Source organism: Kribbella sp. NBC_00359, from assembly GCF_036097425.1.
GTDB lineage: Bacteria > Actinomycetota > Actinomycetes > Propionibacteriales > Kribbellaceae > Kribbella.
The window spans coordinates 4,015,720-4,033,223 of the sequence record NZ_CP107975.1 but is presented as its reverse complement, the minus strand read 5'-3'; the positions used below and the strand labels follow the sequence as shown (position 1 = coordinate 4,033,223).

General features: G+C 67.8%; 15 protein-coding genes. 6 read left to right on the top strand and 9 right to left on the bottom strand.

What is annotated here, in order from left to right; translation table 11 throughout:
- Positions 1-123 precede the first annotated feature (123 nt).
- Complete coding sequence (locus tag OG876_RS19795) at positions 124-1,944, bottom strand: acyltransferase (protein WP_328526358.1); 1,821 nt, start codon at positions 1,942-1,944, stop codon at positions 124-126.
- A gap of 85 nt (positions 1,945-2,029) precedes the next feature.
- Between OG876_RS19795 and OG876_RS19790 the strand changes: the two genes are divergently transcribed.
- From OG876_RS19790 to OG876_RS19775, 4 genes are all read left to right on the top strand, one after another.
- Positions 2,030-3,109, top strand: coding sequence for a LacI family DNA-binding transcriptional regulator (locus OG876_RS19790; protein WP_328526357.1), 1,080 nt, complete (start codon positions 2,030-2,032; stop codon positions 3,107-3,109).
- 214 nt (positions 3,110-3,323) lie between these two features.
- Positions 3,324-4,649, top strand: a complete 1,326-nt coding sequence (locus OG876_RS19785) for an ABC transporter substrate-binding protein (protein ID WP_328526356.1) — start codon at positions 3,324-3,326, stop codon at positions 4,647-4,649.
- A 92-nt stretch (positions 4,650-4,741) separates the two neighbouring features.
- Entirely contained in the window at positions 4,742-5,725 is a 984-nt protein-coding gene (locus OG876_RS19780) for a carbohydrate ABC transporter permease (RefSeq protein ID WP_328526355.1), read from the top strand.
- Positions 5,718-6,557, top strand: a complete 840-nt coding sequence (locus OG876_RS19775) for a carbohydrate ABC transporter permease (protein ID WP_328526354.1) — start codon at positions 5,718-5,720, stop codon at positions 6,555-6,557. Before OG876_RS19780 ends, OG876_RS19775 begins: the two co-directional genes overlap by 8 nt.
- Before the next feature lies 1 nt (position 6,558).
- Here OG876_RS19775 and efeB read toward each other — a convergent pair whose 3' ends face one another.
- Genes efeB through thpR form a run of 4 tightly spaced genes read right to left on the bottom strand, consistent with a single transcriptional unit; the run spans position 6,559 to position 10,457 of the window.
- Entirely contained in the window at positions 6,559-7,836 is a 1,278-nt protein-coding gene (gene efeB, locus OG876_RS19770; protein WP_328526353.1) for an iron uptake transporter deferrochelatase/peroxidase subunit, read from the bottom strand.
- A complete protein-coding gene (gene efeO / locus OG876_RS19765) occupies positions 7,833-8,972 on the bottom strand; it encodes an iron uptake system protein EfeO (RefSeq protein ID WP_328526352.1) in 1,140 nt (379 codons plus the stop codon). The genes efeB and efeO overlap by 4 nt, the downstream gene beginning before the upstream one ends.
- A 27-nt stretch (positions 8,973-8,999) precedes the next feature.
- Positions 9,000-9,848, bottom strand: a complete 849-nt coding sequence (gene efeU / locus OG876_RS19760; protein WP_328526351.1) for an iron uptake transporter permease EfeU — start codon at positions 9,846-9,848, stop codon at positions 9,000-9,002.
- A gap of 45 nt (positions 9,849-9,893) precedes the next feature.
- A complete protein-coding gene (thpR, locus tag OG876_RS19755) occupies positions 9,894-10,457 on the bottom strand; it encodes an RNA 2',3'-cyclic phosphodiesterase (RefSeq protein ID WP_328526350.1) in 564 nt (187 codons plus the stop codon).
- Positions 10,458-10,491: 34 nt separating this feature from the next.
- On the opposite strand from thpR, the gene OG876_RS19750 reads away from it, so the two are divergent.
- Positions 10,492-11,937, top strand: a complete 1,446-nt coding sequence (locus tag OG876_RS19750) for an LLM class flavin-dependent oxidoreductase (RefSeq protein ID WP_328526349.1) — start codon at positions 10,492-10,494, stop codon at positions 11,935-11,937.
- Here OG876_RS19750 and OG876_RS19745 read toward each other — a convergent pair.
- On the bottom strand, positions 11,920-13,323 hold the full coding sequence (locus OG876_RS19745; RefSeq protein ID WP_328526348.1) for a mycothione reductase: 1,404 nt from the start codon (positions 13,321-13,323) through the stop codon (positions 11,920-11,922). The two genes, OG876_RS19750 and OG876_RS19745, sit on opposite strands and share 18 nt — an antisense overlap.
- Before the next feature lie 64 nt (positions 13,324-13,387).
- Here OG876_RS19745 and OG876_RS19740 point away from each other — a divergent pair, with 64 nt between their 5' ends.
- Positions 13,388-14,104, top strand: a complete 717-nt coding sequence (locus tag OG876_RS19740) for a DUF4429 domain-containing protein (protein ID WP_328526347.1) — start codon at positions 13,388-13,390, stop codon at positions 14,102-14,104.
- Here the strand turns inward: OG876_RS19740 and OG876_RS19735 are convergent.
- The 3 genes from OG876_RS19735 to OG876_RS19725 all read right to left on the bottom strand — a co-directional run bounded on the left by OG876_RS19735 (position 14,101) and on the right by OG876_RS19725 (position 17,472).
- Positions 14,101-15,441, bottom strand: coding sequence for an MFS transporter (locus OG876_RS19735; RefSeq protein WP_328526346.1), 1,341 nt, complete (start codon positions 15,439-15,441; stop codon positions 14,101-14,103). The genes OG876_RS19740 and OG876_RS19735 overlap by 4 nt on opposite strands.
- Positions 15,438-15,887: a MarR family winged helix-turn-helix transcriptional regulator gene (locus tag OG876_RS19730; protein WP_328526345.1), complete on the bottom strand. Its 450-nt coding sequence runs from the start codon at positions 15,885-15,887 to the stop codon at positions 15,438-15,440. Before OG876_RS19730 ends, OG876_RS19735 begins: the two co-directional genes overlap by 4 nt.
- Positions 15,888-16,002: 115 nt before the next feature.
- Positions 16,003-17,472 (bottom strand): NCS2 family permease, encoded by a 1,470-nt coding sequence (locus OG876_RS19725; RefSeq protein ID WP_328526344.1) that lies wholly within the window; start codon positions 17,470-17,472, stop codon positions 16,003-16,005.
- Positions 17,473-17,504 lie beyond the last annotated feature (32 nt).

The window sequence follows — 17,504 nt, the reverse complement described above, 5'->3', positions numbered from 1 at the left end:
TGACGAGTCGACGCGTGCGGGGGTCCACTCCATCAGGCTAGTGGACCCCCGCACACCGCCGGTCAGGGCAGGGGGTATCACGATGCCTGCCGCATCGGTCCGGACATCGATGCGGCCGGGGGTTCAGCGCGGTCCGACCAGTGGTTCGGGGCGGTGGACACCTCGGGGACGGTAGCCGAGGGCGTCGGACAGGCCGAGGTAGTCGGAGAGCAGCCAGATGATGGCGAGCCACATTTCGGTGCCTTGCAAGCCCGGGATCGAGCGGTCGTCGGTGCCGTCCGGCGCGAACGCGAAGCCGGCGCCGTCCACCCAGCGGTTGAGGATGCGGGTTAGTTGGTCCTCGGCCCAGCGCAAGGCGTCCTGCTCGCCGTACGTCGTCTGCTTGCGCGCCAGCCAGAGTGGGTGGATCACGTCGAGGACATTGCAGGAGTTGTAGTTGTCACCGCTGAACATGCGACGGTCGTTGCTGTGGGCGAGGACTGTCTTGACGGCCTGCTCGGGGTACGGCAGCGGGAGGCCGAACTGGGCATAGGTGCCGCGGGTCAGGCGGTAGAAGCCGTTGACGACCTGCAGCCAGCCGTCGTCGGGGTGCGGCCGGCCCCAGGCGCCGGTGGACGGGTCGGCTCTGGTGACGAGCCAGCCCATCAGGGGCTCGAGTGGGCCGGATTCCTTGTGGTCGTGGAGGTTTCGGGTGATCGCGGTGCCGAGGGCGTCGATCGCCGAACCGGCCGACCAGGCTCTCCTTGCCCAGGGCAAGTTGTCGAGCTCGTCCAGGGTGAAGTCGGTGCGGATCGGGTGTTCGAAGCTGCTGTCCAGGACTTGCAGTGCGTACCCGACGCAGAGGATGTGGTAGCTCGCGGGTCCGTCCAGGACGGAGAGTCTCGCGTCGGACGGGACGGCGAGACCGGCATCGGAGAGGTCTCCGGGTGAGACCAGCCCGGTCGCTGGGTCCTGGCGGGCGCGGAGACGGCGGACGAGGTCGTCGCGGGTGTGGCCGGCCGGCGTACGGCGGAGCAGCAGGTCGGCGATCTCGACGGCGTCACACCACGGCCGGATCGCCGGTTCGTGGTCGAGCCCCGGCCGGTCGACGAAGCGGTCGCCGTCCCAGCAGCGCAGCAGAAGGTCGTCGACCTGATCCCGCGCCCTCGCGGCAAACGCGCTCAGCCGCTCGGGCAGATCGGTGGCGTGAGCCGGCCGGCTCACGCCGGCCGAGCCGGCGGGGGAAGAGGCGGCCGGAGCCGGGGACGAAGCGCCAGCGGGAACTGCGGAGCGGGCGCCGTCCGGGACCGGGGACGAGACGGCGTCGGGAGCCGGGGGCGGCGCGGCGGCCGGCGCCGGCGACCGGGTGGCGGTCGGGGCTTGAGATGTGGCGGCCGGCTCTTCTCCCACTTCGCGCGTGCGAAGCACTCGGGCGGGGTTGCCGGCGGCGATGGTGTTGGCGGGGACGTCCTTCGTGACTACTGCGCCGGCGCCGATGATCGTGTGGGGGCCGATGGTGACGCCGTCGAGGATGGTGACGTTGGAGCCGATCCAGACGTCGTCGCCGATCGTGATGCCGAGGGCGGTGTGGGGCTGCTGGAAAATCGGCTGCCCGGGGGTCGTGCCGTGGTTGAACGCGATCAGCGACGTGTGCGCACCGATCCGGACCCCGTCGCCGATCGTGATCCGGCCGCGAACCGCCGCGAACGGGTTGATGGTCGAGTCGGATCCGAGCACGATCTGCCCGGTGACGTAGGCGTGCGCCGCGATGTACGACCGCTCCCCCATCCGGAGTTCGTCGCAGTACACCGCGGCCGACTCCGCGACGTACACATCCTCGGCGAGCTCGATCGACCCGCCGAGCCGCGCCTGCCGGTCCGCCTGCCGCTCCCGCTCCTCCTCCGACGCCTTCCGCTTGTACTCCCAGGGCAGGAAATCCAGTCGCAACGGCTCGTCAGACGTCATGGGAAAACGCTATCCAAAACTTGGGACAGCCGCTAGTCCCACGAACCCGCTGCTAATCTCCGTCTGTGCGGGGTGGCAGGCGGACATGACGACAACCGGATCCATGGCGGGCAGTGAGAACGCCGACGACGGTGCGGCGAGCACCAGTGGGCGCCGGCGAGTCACGATCAGCGACCTCGCGCGCCGCCTGCAGATCTCCAAGGCCTCGGTCTCGTACGCGCTGAACGGCCGCGCCGGCGTCAGCGAGGAGACCCGGCAACGCGTCCTTGCCCTCGCCGAGGAGCTCGGATTCCACCCGAACTCCGCCGCCGTCGCCCTCTCGGCCAGCCGGACCCGGACGATCGGCATCGTGATCGCCCGCGACCCGGCGCTGATCTCGACCGAAGCGTTCTACATGCGCACCCTGGTCGGCATCGAGCAGTACCTGAACGAGGTCGACTCGTCCCTGCTGCTCCGGCTGACGGGCGAGCACGGCGACGATCTCGCCGTACTGCGCCGGTGGTCCCGGCAGGGGCGGGTCGACGGGTTCATCCTGTTCGACGAGCACAACGACGACCCGCGGATCCCGCTGCTCAAGGAGCTCGGGGTGCCGTGCGTGGTGGTGAGTTCGAACGACCCGGGCGACGAGGTCGGCCGGCTGATCAGCTCGCCGGAGGAGACCGTCACGCTGCTGCTCGATCACCTGGTCGAGCTCGGCCATCGCGACGTCGCCCACATCAGCGGTCCGTTCACGTTCATCCACGAGCAGTTGCGGACGCGGATGCTGCAGGACCACGCCGCGCGGCGCGGCATCACGGTGCGCCACATCGAAGGCACCTACCGGTACGACGACGGCGCCGAGCTGACCCGGCAGCTCCTGACCGGGCCGAACCCACCGACCGCGATCGTGCTCGGCAACGACCTGATGGCGGTGGCCGCGCTCCGGGTGGCGATGGATCTCGGTACGGCGGTGCCCGGTGAGGTCTCGATCCTGGCCTGGGAGGACTCGCCGTTGTGCGAACTGGCCCGCCCCGGGATCACCGCGGTCGACCAGAAGACGATGGAACGCGGCCGTGCGGCCGCCGACCTCCTGCTCCGGATCGTCACCGGAGACCCCGACCTGCACCAAGAGGCACCCCCCGGCGAGCTGCGCGCCCGCGAGTCGTCAGGCCCGGTCGGGTCCTAGGACGCTCTTTCAAGACTCTGTGAAATCGGGCGTATCCGGAGTGTGTCGGATTGCGCTTGCCCGGGCCGCCGTGAAGGTTGGTGGCATCACGAGGCAGTAACGAACTGGCCCTAACTGAACCGGTTAGGGTTTCGAAACTTAACCGGTTAGGCCACTATGGGGCCGATCCGCCTCCGCAGGTCCGCGGAGGCTCGACAGGACGAGGGAGTCCGACGTGAGACTGCGTTCGCTTGTAGCCGCGGCAGCGGCGACCGCCTTGGGAATCAGCCTGGCCGCCTGCGGGGGCAGCGGCGACTCGGGCGATTCCTCCGGCGGCGGTTCGGGTGGCGACCAGACGCTGACCTACTGGGCCAGCAACCAGGGCACCAGCCTGGACAACGACAAGGAGGTGCTGACCCCGGTCCTGCAGAAGTTCACCGCCGACACCGGGATCAAGGTCAACCTCGAAGTGATCGGCTGGAACGACCTGCAGACCCGGATCCAGACCGCGATCACCTCGGGTCAGGGCCCGGACGTGGTCAACATCGGCAACACCTGGGCGGCCTCGCTGCAGGCCACCGACGCGTTCCTGCCGTTCGACGGCGACGCGATGACCGCGATCGGAGGGAAGGACAAGTTCGTGCCGACGGCGCTGGCGACCGGCGGCAAGGAAGGTACCGACCCGACCTCGGTCCCGCTCTACGGTCTGGCCTACGGCCTGTACTACAACAAGGCGATGTTCGCCGCGGCCGGCCTGCAGCCGCCGAAGACCTGGGAAGAGATGGTCACCGACGCGCAGAAGCTGACCGACCCCGCGAAGAAGCAGTGGGGCATGGCGCTGGCGGCCGGCAGTTACACCGAGAACGTGCACTTCGCGTTCATCAACGCCGCGCAGAACGGCGCGGACTGGTTCGACAAGGACGGCAAGCCGACCTTCACCGGTGACGGCAACGTCCAGGGCGTGCTGCGGTACCTCGACCTGATGCAGAAGGACAAGGTCGCGAACCCGTCCAACGCGCAGTACGACAACGGCACGAAGTCGGTGAACGACTTCGCCACCAAGAAGGTGGCGATGGTGATCAACCAGAACAACGCCGACAACTCGATCGTTGCCAACGGCATGAAGGCCGGCGAGTACGGCGTCGTGCCGTTCCCCGCACCGCAGGGCGCGGCGGCGCCGGTCGCCAGCCACGTGGCCGGGATCAACCTGTCGATCTTCAAGAACACCAAGCACAAGGACGCGGCGCTGAAGTTCGTCAAGTACATGACGGACGCGACCACCCAGACCACGCTGGGCAAGCCGTTCTCGTCGCTGCCGGTGCTGAAGGACGCCAAGCCGGTGTTCACCACCGACGCGGCCGAGGCGGCGACCTTCGCCGACGTGTACAACACCAAGTCCAAGCCGCTGCCGCTGGTGCCGGCCGAGGACCAGTTCGAGAGCACTGTCGGCAAGGCGATGAACACCATGTTCGCCAAGATCGCCACCGGCGGAACGGTGACGGCCGATGACGTGAAGGCGGCCCTCAAGACCGCCGAGGATCAGGTGGCCGCGGGGAGCTGACGCGGTCCCGATGGCCCGGGCGCGAACGCGTCCGGGCCATCGATCACGTCAGCCGACCCTCTCGAGCCGAAGGACAGGAGGCGACCACCAGGATGTCCGTCGCCACAACCGAAGTGACACCGCCGGCCACGACCGAGCCGGCGAAGAAGGCCAAGCGCGGCCCCGAGCACCGGCCCGGTCTGAGCCGGTGGCTGCCGTATCTGCTGCTGGCTCCGGCAGTGCTGCTGGAACTGTTCATCCACATCATCCCGATGCTGGTCGGCATCTGGATGAGCTTCGTCAAACTGACCAAGTTCTTCATCGCGAACTGGTCCGCCGCGCCCTGGGCGGGGCTCGATAACTACAAGGTGGCGCTCGACTTCAACAACGCGGTCGGCCAGGGCCTGCTGAAGTCGTTCGGTGTCACCGTCGCCTTCTCCCTCGTCACGGTCGCGCTGTCGTGGGTGTTCGGGATGGCCGCGGCCGTCGCGTTGCAGCCGTCCTTCCGGGGCCGCAGCATCGTCCGCACGCTGTTCCTGGTGCCGTACGCGCTTCCGGCGTACGCCGGGATCCTGACCTGGAACTTCATGTTGCAGCGGGACACCGGTGTGGTGAACCACGTGATCGTCGACAACCTGCATCTCATCTCGGACCGGCCGTTCTGGCTGATCGGCGGGAACGCGCTGGTCTCCCTGATCACGGTCGCGACCTGGAAGCTGTGGACGTTCGCGTTCCTCACTCTGATGGCCGGGTTGCAGAGCATCCCGCGCGACATCTACGAGGCCGCCTCGGTGGACGGCGCCGGCAACCTGCGGCAGTGGCGCAACATCACGCTGCCGTCGCTGCGGCCGGTCAACCTGGTGCTGGTGCTGGTCCTGTTCCTGTGGACGTTCAGCGACTTCAACACGCCGTACGTGCTGTTCGGTACGGCGCAGCCGCCGGCCGGTGACCTGATCACGTTCCACATCTACAACGCGTCGTTCCTGACCTGGAACTTCGGCACCGGTTCGGCGATGTCCGTGCTGCTGCTGATCTTCCTGATGATCGTCACCGGCACCTACCTGCTAGTCACCGGAAGGAAGTCGCGTCGTGCGTGAGACCAGAGGCTTCAAGCTCTACCGCGGCGTCGTGCTGGTCGTGCTCGGCCTGTTCGTGCTGATCCCGCTGTACGTGATGGCGACGTCGTCGCTCAAGCCACTGAAGGACGTGCAGGGCGCGTTCACCTGGTGGCCGTCGAACCTGACGCTGGCGCCGTTCGTGGACATGTGGAAGACGGTGCCGCTGGCCCGGTACTTCGTGAACAGCACGATCGTGTCGGTGGCCGCGACAGTGTTCTCCGTGGCGATCGCGATCCTGGCCGCGTTCGCGGTGTCGCGGTTCCGGTTCCGCGGGCGGTCGGTGTTCACCACCACGGTGCTGTCGACGCAGATGTTCCCGGGTGTGCTGTTCCTGCTGCCGTTGTTCCTGATCTTCGTGAACATCAACAACCAGTTCGGCATCCAGCTGGTCGGGACGCGGCTCGGGCTGATCATCACCTACCTGACCTTCAGCCTGCCGTTCTCGATCTGGATGCTGGCCGGGTACTTCGAGAGCATCCCGCGCGAGCTCGACGAGGCAGCGCTCGTCGACGGCTGCGGCCCGATGGGCGCGCTCTGGCGAGTGGTCCTGCCGGCAGCCCGGCCGGGTGTCATCGCGGTCGCGATCTACTCGTTCATGACCGCCTGGGGTGAGGTTCTCTTCGCCTCGGTGATGACGACCGAGGCCAACCGCACCCTGTCCGTCGGACTGCGCCAGTACTCCACCCAGACCAACATCTACTGGAACCAGATCATGGCCGCGGCCCTGGTCGTCAGCGTCCCCGTGGTGATCGGCTTCCTCCTCGCCCAACGCCACTTCGTCGCCGGCGTCACCGCCGGCGCCGTGAAGTGACTCAGGCGAAGAGCTTCTCGCCCCAGTAGCCGCCGGGGGTGACGCCGGCGGGACAGGCGAAGATGCCGGAGCCTACGTGGTGGATGTATTCGTTCATGGTGTCGTTCTTGGCGAGCTGGTTCTGGATCGGGACGAACTGTTTGCGCGGGTCTCGTTGGTAGGCGAGGAAGAAGAGACCCGCGTCCAAACGGCCGAGACCGTCGGAGCCGTCGACGAAGTTGTAGCCGCGGCGGAGCAGTTCGGCGCCCTTGTTGAACTGCGGGTGCGCCAGCCGGACGTGTGAGTCCATCGCGACCTTCGGCTCACCGTCGGCGTTCTTCGCGGTGAAGTCGATCGTGTCGAACTCGTCCGCCTTGCCCAGCGGCGCGCCCGTGCCCTTGCCCCGGCCGATGATGGCTTCCTGTTCGCCGAGCGACGTACGGTCCCAGATCTCTATGTTCATCCGGATCCGCCGCGACACCAGATAGGAGCCGCCGACCATCCAGTCCGGGCCGTCCTCGGGCTGCACCCAGAGCTGCTGCTCGAGCTTGTCCGCGTCCTCGAGCTTGAGGTTGTTCGTGCCGTCCTTGAAGCCGAACAGGTTCCGCGGGGTGGTCTGCGCCTTCGACGTCGACGACGTCCGGCCGAAGCCGAGCTGGGAGTAGCGGACCGCGACCCGGCCGAAGCCGATCCGGGCCAGGTTGCGGATCGCGTGCACCGCGACCTGCGGGTCGTCCGAGCAGGCCTGTACGGCGATGTCGCCGCCGGACCGGGCCAGGTCGAGGTCGTCGCCGATGAAGTGCGGCAGGTCCACCAGGGCCTTGGGCCGCTTCGACGCCAGGCCGAAGCGCTTGTCGAACAGGCCCGGACCGAACCCGATCGTCAGCGTCAACCGGGCCGGCGGCAGGCCGACGGCTTCACCGGTGTCCTCCGGCGGCGCCTCGCCCGGCCCGTTCACCGCGCCGTACTGACCGATGTCGCGGCCGGCCGTGAGCAGCGCCGCCGCGGCGGTCCACTCCTTCAGCAGCGCGATCAGGTCGTCCCGGTTCGTCGTCGTCACGTCGAACGCGGCGAAGTGCAGCCGGTCCTGGACCGGCGTGGTGATCCCGGCCTGGTGCGGACCATGGAACTCGACCGGCCCGTTGGTGTCCGCGGCCTGTGACGGCTCACTGGACAACACCGAATGGGCGGCGTAGCCGGCGACGCCGGTCGCGACCGCGGCTCCGGCCGCGCCGAACAGGCCGCGGCGAGAGAGGCCCCGCCGGGCCGGCGTCGGGGTGGAATCAGCTGTGTCGGTCATTTCTGCGCAATCACTCCGGCGACCTTGCTGACCGGTTCGGCCAGTCCGTCGACCACGGCGCCGAGCTGCTTCTTCTCCGCCTCGGTGGCCGTGTAGGTCTTGAAGCCGTCACCCTCGCGGTACTTGTCCAGCGCGGCGAAGACCGCCTTGAAGTTCGTGTCCAGCTGGGTGACCAGCGCCGCGTCCCGGGTCTGCAGGGCCGGCCGGAGCGCCTGGACCGCGGCCTGCGAACCCTCGACGTTGGCCTGGAAATCCCACAGGTCGGTGTGCGAGTAGCGGTCCTCCTCGCCGGTGACCTTGCCGGTGGCAACCTCGTCGAGCAGTTCCTTGGCGCCGTTGGCCAGCTGCAGCGGGTTGAGCTTCACGACCTTGGCCTTCGCCACCACCGTCTTCACGTCGACCAGCAGCTGGTCGGCGTACTTCTCCATGCCCTTGGTGGTGTTGGAGACCCAGAGCGCCTGCTCGATCCGGTGGTACCCGGTCCACTCGGTGCCCGGCTCGACGTCGTTGACCCGGGCGTCGATCTTCGGGTCGAGGTCGCCGAACGACTCCGCGACCGGCTCGATCCGCTCCCAGTACGTGCGCGACACCGGGAACAGCGCCTTGGCCTTGACGACGTCGCCGGCCTTCACCGCGGTGACGAACTCGGTGGTCTTCTGCTCCAGCGCGACCGCCTGCGAGTTCACGTACCGCTGGTAGCTGTCGGCGGCCTGCTTGAGCAGGGTGTCCTCGTCCACCTGCGCGGGCGCGTCGCCGGTGACGGTCAGGTCGCCGCGGATGCCGTCGCCGGCCATGCCCGGCTTGCAGACCGCCTGGTACTTGCCGGTCGGCAGCTCCACGATCAGGTCGCGCTTCAGGCCCGGGCCGACGTTCTCGACCTCACCCATCACCCGGTCGCCGTCGGCGTACACGTAGAACTCGGTCACCTTGCTGCCGCCGTTGGAGACGGAGAAGGTGCTGGTGCCGGACTTGACGTCGCGGCGGCTGAGCGAACACTCGGAGTCGGTCGCCTTGACGGACACCGGGCCGGTGCCGTCGTCCTTCGCGGCCGGCGTGTCCTTGGCGCACGCGGTGAGCGAGGCGACGCCGAGGACGACACCGAGGACGGAGACCCGGCGGGCCGTGGACGTGAACATGATTCTCCTGGACGGGTGAGGGGTGGATCAGATCGCTTCTTCGGCGGCCTTCGCCGGTACGGCGGGAGGCGTCGGGGTCCTGACCGGGCGGAAGTACAGGATCAGCACGGGGACGAGGTAGGCGAGCCATGCGATCGACTCGAGGACCGTCGGCGCCGGGTTGAAGTTGAAGATGCCCTTGAGCAGTACGCCGTACCAGCTGTCCGGCGGGATGACATGCGAGATGTCGAAGGCGAGATGCTGCAGGCCGGGCAGGACGCCGGCCTCCTGCAGGTCGTGGAAGCCGTACGCGAAGATGCCGGCCGCGACCAGGATCAGCACCGCACCGGTCCACTTGAAGAACACGGCCAGGTTGACCTTGACCGCACCCCGGTAGATCGCGATACCGAGCAGCACCGATGTGGCCAGCCCGAGCAGGACGCCGATGAGCGGTACGGCAGTGGTCGCGAGCGCAGCGGACGCGTAGACGATGAACGCGGTCTCGATGCTCTCCCGGAACACCGCCAGGAACGCCAGGATCACCACTGCCCGGGAACCGATCTCCAGGGCCTGGCCCATCCGTTCGCGCAACTCCTTGGCGATGCTGCGGGAGGCCTTGCGCATCCAGAAGATCATCCAGGTGACGAAGCCGACCGCGAGGATCGACATCACCCCGCCGATGGTCTCCTGCGCGGTGAACGAGCGCGCGGTCAGCGCGGTGACGAACTGCAGCAGTCCCCAGGCGGCGGCAGCGACCGCGAGGGCCACGCCGACACCGATCCAGACCAGTTTGAGGCGATCACGATGCCCGGACTTGACCAGAAAGGTGGCGAGGATGCTGACGACCAGCGAGGCCTCGAGACCTTCTCGGAGTCCGATCAGGTAGTTGGCGAGCATGGCGGAACTCTCTCATGACATTAGGTACGGCTAACCTTCCTGAGGTTAACCTAAGAAGTCCCATTCGCCCACTGTGGCGTACGCCGCACTGTGTCCCGGGCCCTCGCCCAGCCGGGACTCGATGAGTTGCAGGCTGCCCGCGGTCCAGACCGGACCGTCGTACGTGTCGAAGACCCTGACCCACTTGGTGACATCGACCTGACGCCGCAACCGCGCCAGCGTGAGATGCGGCGTGAACTTCCGTCCCTCGACGGTGACTCCGGCCCGATTCGCCGCCGCCCGCGTCGTCATCGACAGGTGCTTGAGTGACTCGGTCTCGTCACGGACCCCGGCGTACAGCACGCGGGCGTCGGGCACGCCCGGGAACGCGCCGGCGCCGGTCAACTGCAGCTCGAACGGCTTCTGCCGCTTCGCGGCCCGCTCGAGCCGCTCCCCCAGTTCTTCGGTCTTCCAGTCCGGCACCTCGCCGAGGAACGCCAGCGTGATGTGCCAGTGCTCGTCCGCGGCCCACCGGATGTCGTCATCCGGATGCTCCCGCCGCGGCTCCACGAACTCGCTCAGATCCTCCACTACCTCGATGGGTGGCACGACGGCCACGAACAATCGCATCCCAAAATGCTATCGGTAGTGGAAACTCTCTTTCATGGATGAGGTCAAGCTGCCGTCGCCGTGTGTGGTGATCCTGGTCGGGCCGGGGGCGTCGGGGAAGACGACGTGGGCCGCGGAGCGGTTTGCGGCGGACCTGATCGTGTCCAGTGATCGGCTGCGGGCGTTGGTCGGGGCCGGGGAGGACGACATCGCGGCCAGTACGGACGCGTTCGCGTTGCTGGAAGAGGTGGTGCGGCAACGGATCGGTCGCCGGCTGACCACGGTGATCGACACGCTCGGGCTGGATCGGGACCGGCGGTTGCGGTGGCTCGGGCTGGCTCGCGAGGCCGGAATGCCCTGTGTAGCGGTCGGTTTCGACACCCCCGCGGACGAGTGCCGGCGGCGGAATCGTTCCCGGCCGAAGCGGATCCCTGCGGACGTGTTGACCACCCAACTGCGGTCCTGGAACGCGGTGAAGAAGGAGTTGCCGGAGGAGGGGTACGACGACGTGCTGCAGCCGACCGTGCTGCGCGTCGTACCGGAGGCGTTCGTGGCGGCCGCTGCGGCTGCGACGCGGCAGGTGGAGGCGCCGGCGAGGTTGCGGTTCGGGTTGCAGTTGAGCAGCTACACGCACCCGGCTGGACGGACGGGAACGGCCGCGTGGATCCGCGAGGTCGGCGAGAAGGCCGAGGCGGCGGGGTTCGACGCGATCTACGTGATGGATCACTTCCGGCAGATCCCGCAGGTGGGACGGGCCTGGGAGGACTTCCTGGAGAGCTGGACGACGCTGGGGTATCTGGCCGCGTGTACGACGCGGGTGCGGCTGGGGACCCTGGTCTCCGGGATCACCTACCGGAACGTCGCGCATCTCGGGAAGATCGCCGCGACTCTCGACGTACTGAGTGGTGGGCGGGCCGTCTGCGGCGTCGGGCTGGCGTGGTTCGAGGCGGAGCACAAGGCTTACGGCTGGCCGTTCCCACCGGTTGGTGAACGCTATGCGCTGCTCGAGGACGCGTTACAGCTGCTGCCGGTTTTATGGGGACCAGGCAACAAACCGTTCCACGGCAAGGTTCTCGAGGTGCCGGACACGACGTGCTATCCGCGACCTTTGCAGGAGCATCTGCCGGTGCTGGTCGGCGGCAGCGGTCCGCGGACGTTGCGCTTGGCCGCCCGGTATGCCGACGCGGTCAACGTCTTCGGTGACGTCGCCCAGGTGCGCAAGCTTGCTTCCTACCTATCGGAGAAGGTCGAGCTCACACACCTGTCCACAACCCTTGTGGGTAAAGATTCCCGGGCTGTGGACGAGCTCGTCGACCGGCTCCGCCCGCGCAACCTGAACCCGGCGCGGTACGCCGCCTCGGTCAACGCGGGCACGGTCGACGACCAGATCGGCCGCTTCCGCGAACTGTCCGAGGCGGGCGTGGCCGAGGTGATGATCAGCCTGCCCGACCTCGACACCCTGGACGCGGTCGGCGACGTGATCTCAGCCTTCCGGGTCTAGCTTCAGCTTGAGCAGCGCGTTCTCGATCAGCTCGGACATCGCCGGGTGGATCCAGTACTGGTTGCGCGCCATCGAGTACGCGTCGAGGCCGAAGCTCATCGCCTGGATGACCGGCTGGATCACCGCGGACGCCTGCGGGCCGAGGATGTGGCAGCCGATGATCTGGCCGGTCTTCGGGTCGGCGAGGATCTTCGCGAAGCCGGTGGTGTCCTCCATCGCCCAGCCGTACGCGATGTCGGCGTACTTCTCGACGCCTGCCACATAAGGGATCCCGCGGTCGAGGGCCTCCTGCTCGGTGAGGCCGACCGCGGCGACCTGTGGTGAGCTGAAGACGGCGTGCGGGACGAAGCGGTGATCGGCCTTGATCCGGTCGGTCGGGTTCAGCAGGTTGTGCTTCACCACCCGGGCCTCGTGGTTCGCGACGTGCTTCAGCTGGTGCGGTGAGGTCACGTCGCCGAGCGCGTAGATGCCGTCGACATTGGTCTGCTGGTACTCGTCGACCACCACGCGCCCCTGGTCGTCGACCTCGACGCCGGTCGCGTCCAGGTCCAGCAGGTCCGAGTTGGGGGTGCGGCCGACGGCGACCAGGAGTTCGTCGACCTCGACCTCGTCGGCGCCGTCCGGGTACAGCATGCCGATCAGGATCGATCCGTTCTCCCGGCGAGACACCCGGATCGTCTCGTGGTCGAGGCGGACGTCGTACCGGCTGAGGGCGAGCTGGGTGAACCGCTCGGCGATGTCGGTGTCCTCGTGCCGCAGCAACAGCTCGGACCGCGCGATCAGCGTGACCTCGACGCCGTACGACGAGAAGATGTGGGCGAACTCGGCGGCGACGAAGCCGCTGCCGATGATGCCCAGCCGGCGCGGCAGCTGCTCGAGCCGCATGATCGTGTTCGAGGTGTGGTAGCCGGTCTCCTCGAGGCCGGGGATGAACGGGACGATCGGGCGGCTGCCGGTCGCCAGCACGAACTGGTCCGCGCTGAACACACTGGTCGTCCCGTCCTTGTTGTCGACGGTCAGCTCCTTGACGCCGGTGAACCGGCCGGTGCCGTCGTACACGGTGACATTGGCGTTGTCGGCGTGGTGGTGGCGGTACTCCGAGCCACTCGCCGCGATCGGATCGATCCGGCCGAAGATCCGGTCCCGGATGGCCGGCCAGTCGACGCCCACCAGTTGCTCGTTGACGCCGTACCGGGAGCTCACCGACGGCGTGTAGGCCTGGTCGGCGGTGTACGCGAACATCTTGGTCGGGATGCAGCCGACATTGAGGCAGGTGCCGCCGAACGTGCCGCGCTCGACGATCGCCACCTTCCGGTCCGCGAACCGGTGGTTCACGATCGTGTTCCCGGAGCCAGTCCCGATGACGACAAGGTCGTAATGAGTCACACCCTATTGTGACCGTTACGGCAAGCTGCGCACATGAACCCGCCGACCGAGGATGATGGGAAGGGTGGCGGGTGGTGAACTGAAGAGCACGAACGGAACGGTCGATTGGGACGGCGCAGGCACGCTCCGCGTCCGGTACGACGCGTCGGCCGGCGAGCCGGGCAAGTTGGCCGGTTCGTTGCGGACCCGGCTGGGCGAGCGGGTCGTTCCGGTCGAGGCATTGCAGGCGGTCGAGGTGAGCCCGGATGCTCCGGTGCTCCGGCTGATCCTGCGTGAGCAGGCGGATCCACTGCAGTCGGTCTCCGGCGGGTACTTCGACGCGCTGGTCGATCCGTACACCTTCCCGTTCACCGATCGCGCGTTCGCGGAGCGGCTGGCGACCGAGATCCGGGTGACGCTCGCCCGGCGCGATGTGCCGACGACTTCCGCCGTACGCTGGCTGGTCGCGCCGCCGGTCGCGCCCGATGAGATCGAGGGCCGGGACGCGACCTTGTCCGTGGCGAACGGGCAGCTTGTGTTCGCGTACAAGCGGTTGGCGGGGCGGAGGAAGCGAGCGAACGGGGACCCGTGGTCGGTGCCGCTGGCCGACATCATCGATGTCGAGTGGAGGCCGAACGAGCGCCGCTTCGGTCTCGGGGGCTTCCTCCGGATCAGCACGGCCCGGACGCCGCTCGAGCGCCCGAAGCCGCGGCACGACCCGGCAGCGATGCGCACCGAACGCCGGACCGACGTCGACGCGTTGTTCTTCGCCGCCCGCCTGCTGACCCGGATCCGGCCTTAGGCCACGCGGGGTCCTACGTCCTTGCCGCCGGCGAGAACCTCCGCTTGCGGGCCCGCGTCGACCACGGCCTTCTCGGCGAGGAGCTCGGTCTGCGGCAGCACCTCGAGCCGGGGGCGCGGCAGCAGCCGCGGCCGGATCGCCAGGCCGCGCCGGCGGGAGAAGTACAGGACCGAACCGACCGTGCCGATGATCGTCATGCCGCCGCCGACGATCAGCGAGTAGCGGGCGCCGAACTCCTGCCCGACCCAGCCGATGAACGGCGATCCGATCGGCGTACCGCCCATCAGGACCGTCATGTAGAGCGCCATCACCCGGCCGCGCATGGTCGGCTCGATACTCAGCTGCATGGTCGCGTTGGCCGAGGTCAGCATGGTCAGCGAAGCCAGCCCGACCAAGGGCAGGACCAGCGCAAAGGTCAGGTACGTCGGCATCAGGGCACTGACGATCTCGAACACACCGAACGCCAGGGCCGCGCCGATCACCAGGCGAGCGCGGATCCGGACCCGGCGGGCCGCCAGCAGCGCACCGGCCAGCGAGCCGATCGCGAGCACCGAGCCGAGGATGCCGTACTCCCCCGCGCCCTTGTGGAACACACTCGTCGCCATCAGCGCCGAGGTCAGCTGGAAGTTCAGCCCGAAGGTGCCCGCGAAGAACACCGCAACGAGCACCATCATCAGATCCGGCCGGCGCCACAGGTAGCGCATGCCGTCGCGGATCATCCCCTTGTCGCGGGCCGCGGGCTTCGGCGTGTGCAGCTCCGAGACCCGCATCAACCGCAGCGACAGGATCACGGCGGCATAGGTGAACCCGTTGATCAGGATCACCGGGCCGGTGCCGATCCAGTTGATCAGCAGACCGGCCAGCGCCGGGCCGAGCAGCCGGGCCGCGTTGAAGGACGCCGAGTTCAGCCCGACGGCATTCGACAGCTCCTCCCGGCCGACCATCTCGACGACGAAGGACTGCCGGGTCGGCGCGTCGAAGGCGGTGCCCACGCCGAACAGCAGGGCCAGCAGGTAAACGTGCCAGGGCTGGACCACACCGGCGATCGTCAGACCACCGAGCATGAGGGCGACGGTGGCCATCGCAACCTGGGTGCAGGTCAGCACGAGCCGCTTCGGGAAGCGGTCGGCGACGAGACCGGCGTACGGGCCGAGCAGGAGGGCGGGTAGGAACTGCAGTCCGGTGACGATGCCGAGCGCCGTACCGGAATGGGTCAGCTCGAGGACCAGCCAGTCCTGGGCGACCCGCTGCATCCAGGTGCCGACGTTGGAGACGATCGCACCGGAGGCGTAGAGACGGAAGTTACGGACCTTGAACGCGCGGAAGGTCGGGCTCATCTGGCCGCCAGGCGTTCGAGAACGGGGGCTGCTTTGCGCAGGATGTCGCGCTCCTCGTGGGTGAGTTGCTTGAGTTTGGTTTGCAGCCACTCGTCGCGACGCCGGCGGTTGGCGTGGATCAGCTCGTCCGCACGTGGGGTCAGCTCGACCATGATCTGGCGCTTGTCGGCCTGATTCGGGCGGCGGACGACCAGGCCCGCCTCCTCCATGTTGGTGATGATCCGCGTCATCGACGGCGGCTTCACCTGCTCGTGAGCGGCCAGCTCGCCGATCGTCATCGCCTCGTGCTTGGACAGCGCGCCGAGCACGCTGAGCTGGTTCGCGGTCAGATCGTGACCAGGCTCACGTTGCCGCCGGAGCTGCCGGGACAACCGCAAGGTGGACGACCTCAGGGCACTCGCCAGCCCGACGTCACTCTTCACCTGCTGCGCTACGACTTCGGGCATACCTTTACCTTAACTCATTACCTTTGCTAAGGAAAACGCATTACGGCATGCCCGTATTCCCGGTGACTCGGCTACGGCGGCACCGATTCGACGGATCGCGCGGAGTACGTCCGGCTCAGGTGAGCCAGTCGCGGAGCGGGTGGATGGCGAAGTAGAGGACGAAGAGCGCGGAGACGACCCACAGCAGCGGGTGCACCTCGCGGCTCTTGCCACGGACCGCCTTCAGTACGGCGTACGAGACGAAACCGGCCCCGATCCCGGCCGAGATCGAGTACGTGAACGGCATCAGGATGATCGTCAGGAACGCCGGGAAGGCGACCTCGATGTCGTCGAACTTGATCCCCTTCACCTGCGTCATCATCAAGAAACCCACCAGGATCAACGCCGGCGTCGCCGCCTCGTACGGCACCAGCGTGACCAGCGGGGCGACCACCATCGCGAGCAGGAAGCAGATCCCGGTGACGACACTCGCCAGCCCTGTCCGGGCGCCCTCGCCGACACCCGACGCGGACTCGATGTACGACGTGTTGCTCGAGACCGACGCGGCACCACCGGCCGCGGCCGCGACGCTGTCCACGATCAGGATCCGCTGCGAGTTCGGCGGGATGCCGTCCTTGTCCAGCAGGCCGGCCTCGGCGCCGATCGCGGTCATCGTGCCCATGGTGTCGAAGAAGTCGGCCAGCATCAGCGTGAAGATGATCAGCAGTGCCGCGATCACCCCGATGCGCTCGAACGACCCGAACAGGTTGAACTCGCCGAGGAGATCCAGATTCGGCTTCGAGAACCACTTGTCCGGCAGCTCCGGCACCTGCAGGCCCCAACCGCCCGGGTTGTCCTTGCGCAGCCCGAGGTTGAACATCGCCTGGAAGATGATCGCAAGTACGGTCGAGGCGACGATGCCGATCAGGATCGCACCCTTCACCTTGCGGGCGTACAACGTGACCATCAGCAGCAGGCCGAAGACGAAGACCAGGACCGGCCAGCCCCGCAGCTCCCCGGCACTCCCCAGCTCCACCGGTGGCCCGTCCGGCGCGGCGGGCCGGCGCACGATGCCCGCGTCGACCAGCCCGATGAACGCGATGAACAGGCCGATGCCGACACTGATCGCGATCTTCAGCTGCAGCGGCACCGCCTCGAACACGGCCTTCCGGAAGCCGGTGAGCACCAGCACCAGGATGACCAGACCTTCGAGCACGACCAGACCCATCGCGTCGGCCCAGGTCATCTTGGTCGCGATCGAGAACGCGACGAACGCGTTCAGCCCCAACCCGGTCGCCAGCGCGAGCGGGAAGTTCGCCAGGACGCCCATGAGAATGGTGACCACGCCGGCCACCAGCGCCGTGGCGACCGCGACCTTCGCGATCGACACATCCGGGTTGGTGCCACCACCGACCAGTTGCCCGTCGCCGTCCTTGACGGTGCCGATGATCAGCGGGTTCAGCACGACGATGTAGGCCATCGTGAAGAACGTGACCAGCCCACCGCGAACCTCCCGGCTGAGGGAGGACCCACGTTCACTGATCTTGAAGTAGGACTCGAGGAAACCTGACCTGGAGCGGGCCGTCGTGGCCTGGGGCGAGCTCATGACGGCATCGTGCCAGTTCTCACCGCCAGGGT

Coding starts and splice junctions, on each gene's coding strand:
- OG876_RS19790 (WP_328526357.1), top strand. CDS start 2,030: ATGACGACAACCGGATCCATGGCGGGCAGTGAGAACGCCGACGACGGT.
- efeB (WP_328526353.1), bottom strand. CDS start 7,836: ATGACCGACACAGCTGATTCCACCCCGACGCCGGCCCGGCGGGGCCTC.
- OG876_RS19735 (WP_328526346.1), bottom strand. CDS start 15,441: ATGAGCCCGACCTTCCGCGCGTTCAAGGTCCGTAACTTCCGTCTCTAC.
- OG876_RS19780 (WP_328526355.1), top strand. CDS start 4,742: ATGTCCGTCGCCACAACCGAAGTGACACCGCCGGCCACGACCGAGCCG.
- OG876_RS19795 (WP_328526358.1), bottom strand. CDS start 1,944: ATGACGTCTGACGAGCCGTTGCGACTGGATTTCCTGCCCTGGGAGTAC.
- OG876_RS19750 (WP_328526349.1), top strand. CDS start 10,492: ATGGATGAGGTCAAGCTGCCGTCGCCGTGTGTGGTGATCCTGGTCGGG.
- OG876_RS19730 (WP_328526345.1), bottom strand. CDS start 15,887: ATGCCCGAAGTCGTAGCGCAGCAGGTGAAGAGTGACGTCGGGCTGGCG.
- efeO (WP_328526352.1), bottom strand. CDS start 8,972: ATGTTCACGTCCACGGCCCGCCGGGTCTCCGTCCTCGGTGTCGTCCTC.
- OG876_RS19725 (WP_328526344.1), bottom strand. CDS start 17,472: ATGAGCTCGCCCCAGGCCACGACGGCCCGCTCCAGGTCAGGTTTCCTC.
- thpR (WP_328526350.1), bottom strand. CDS start 10,457: ATGCGATTGTTCGTGGCCGTCGTGCCACCCATCGAGGTAGTGGAGGAT.
- efeU (WP_328526351.1), bottom strand. CDS start 9,848: ATGCTCGCCAACTACCTGATCGGACTCCGAGAAGGTCTCGAGGCCTCG.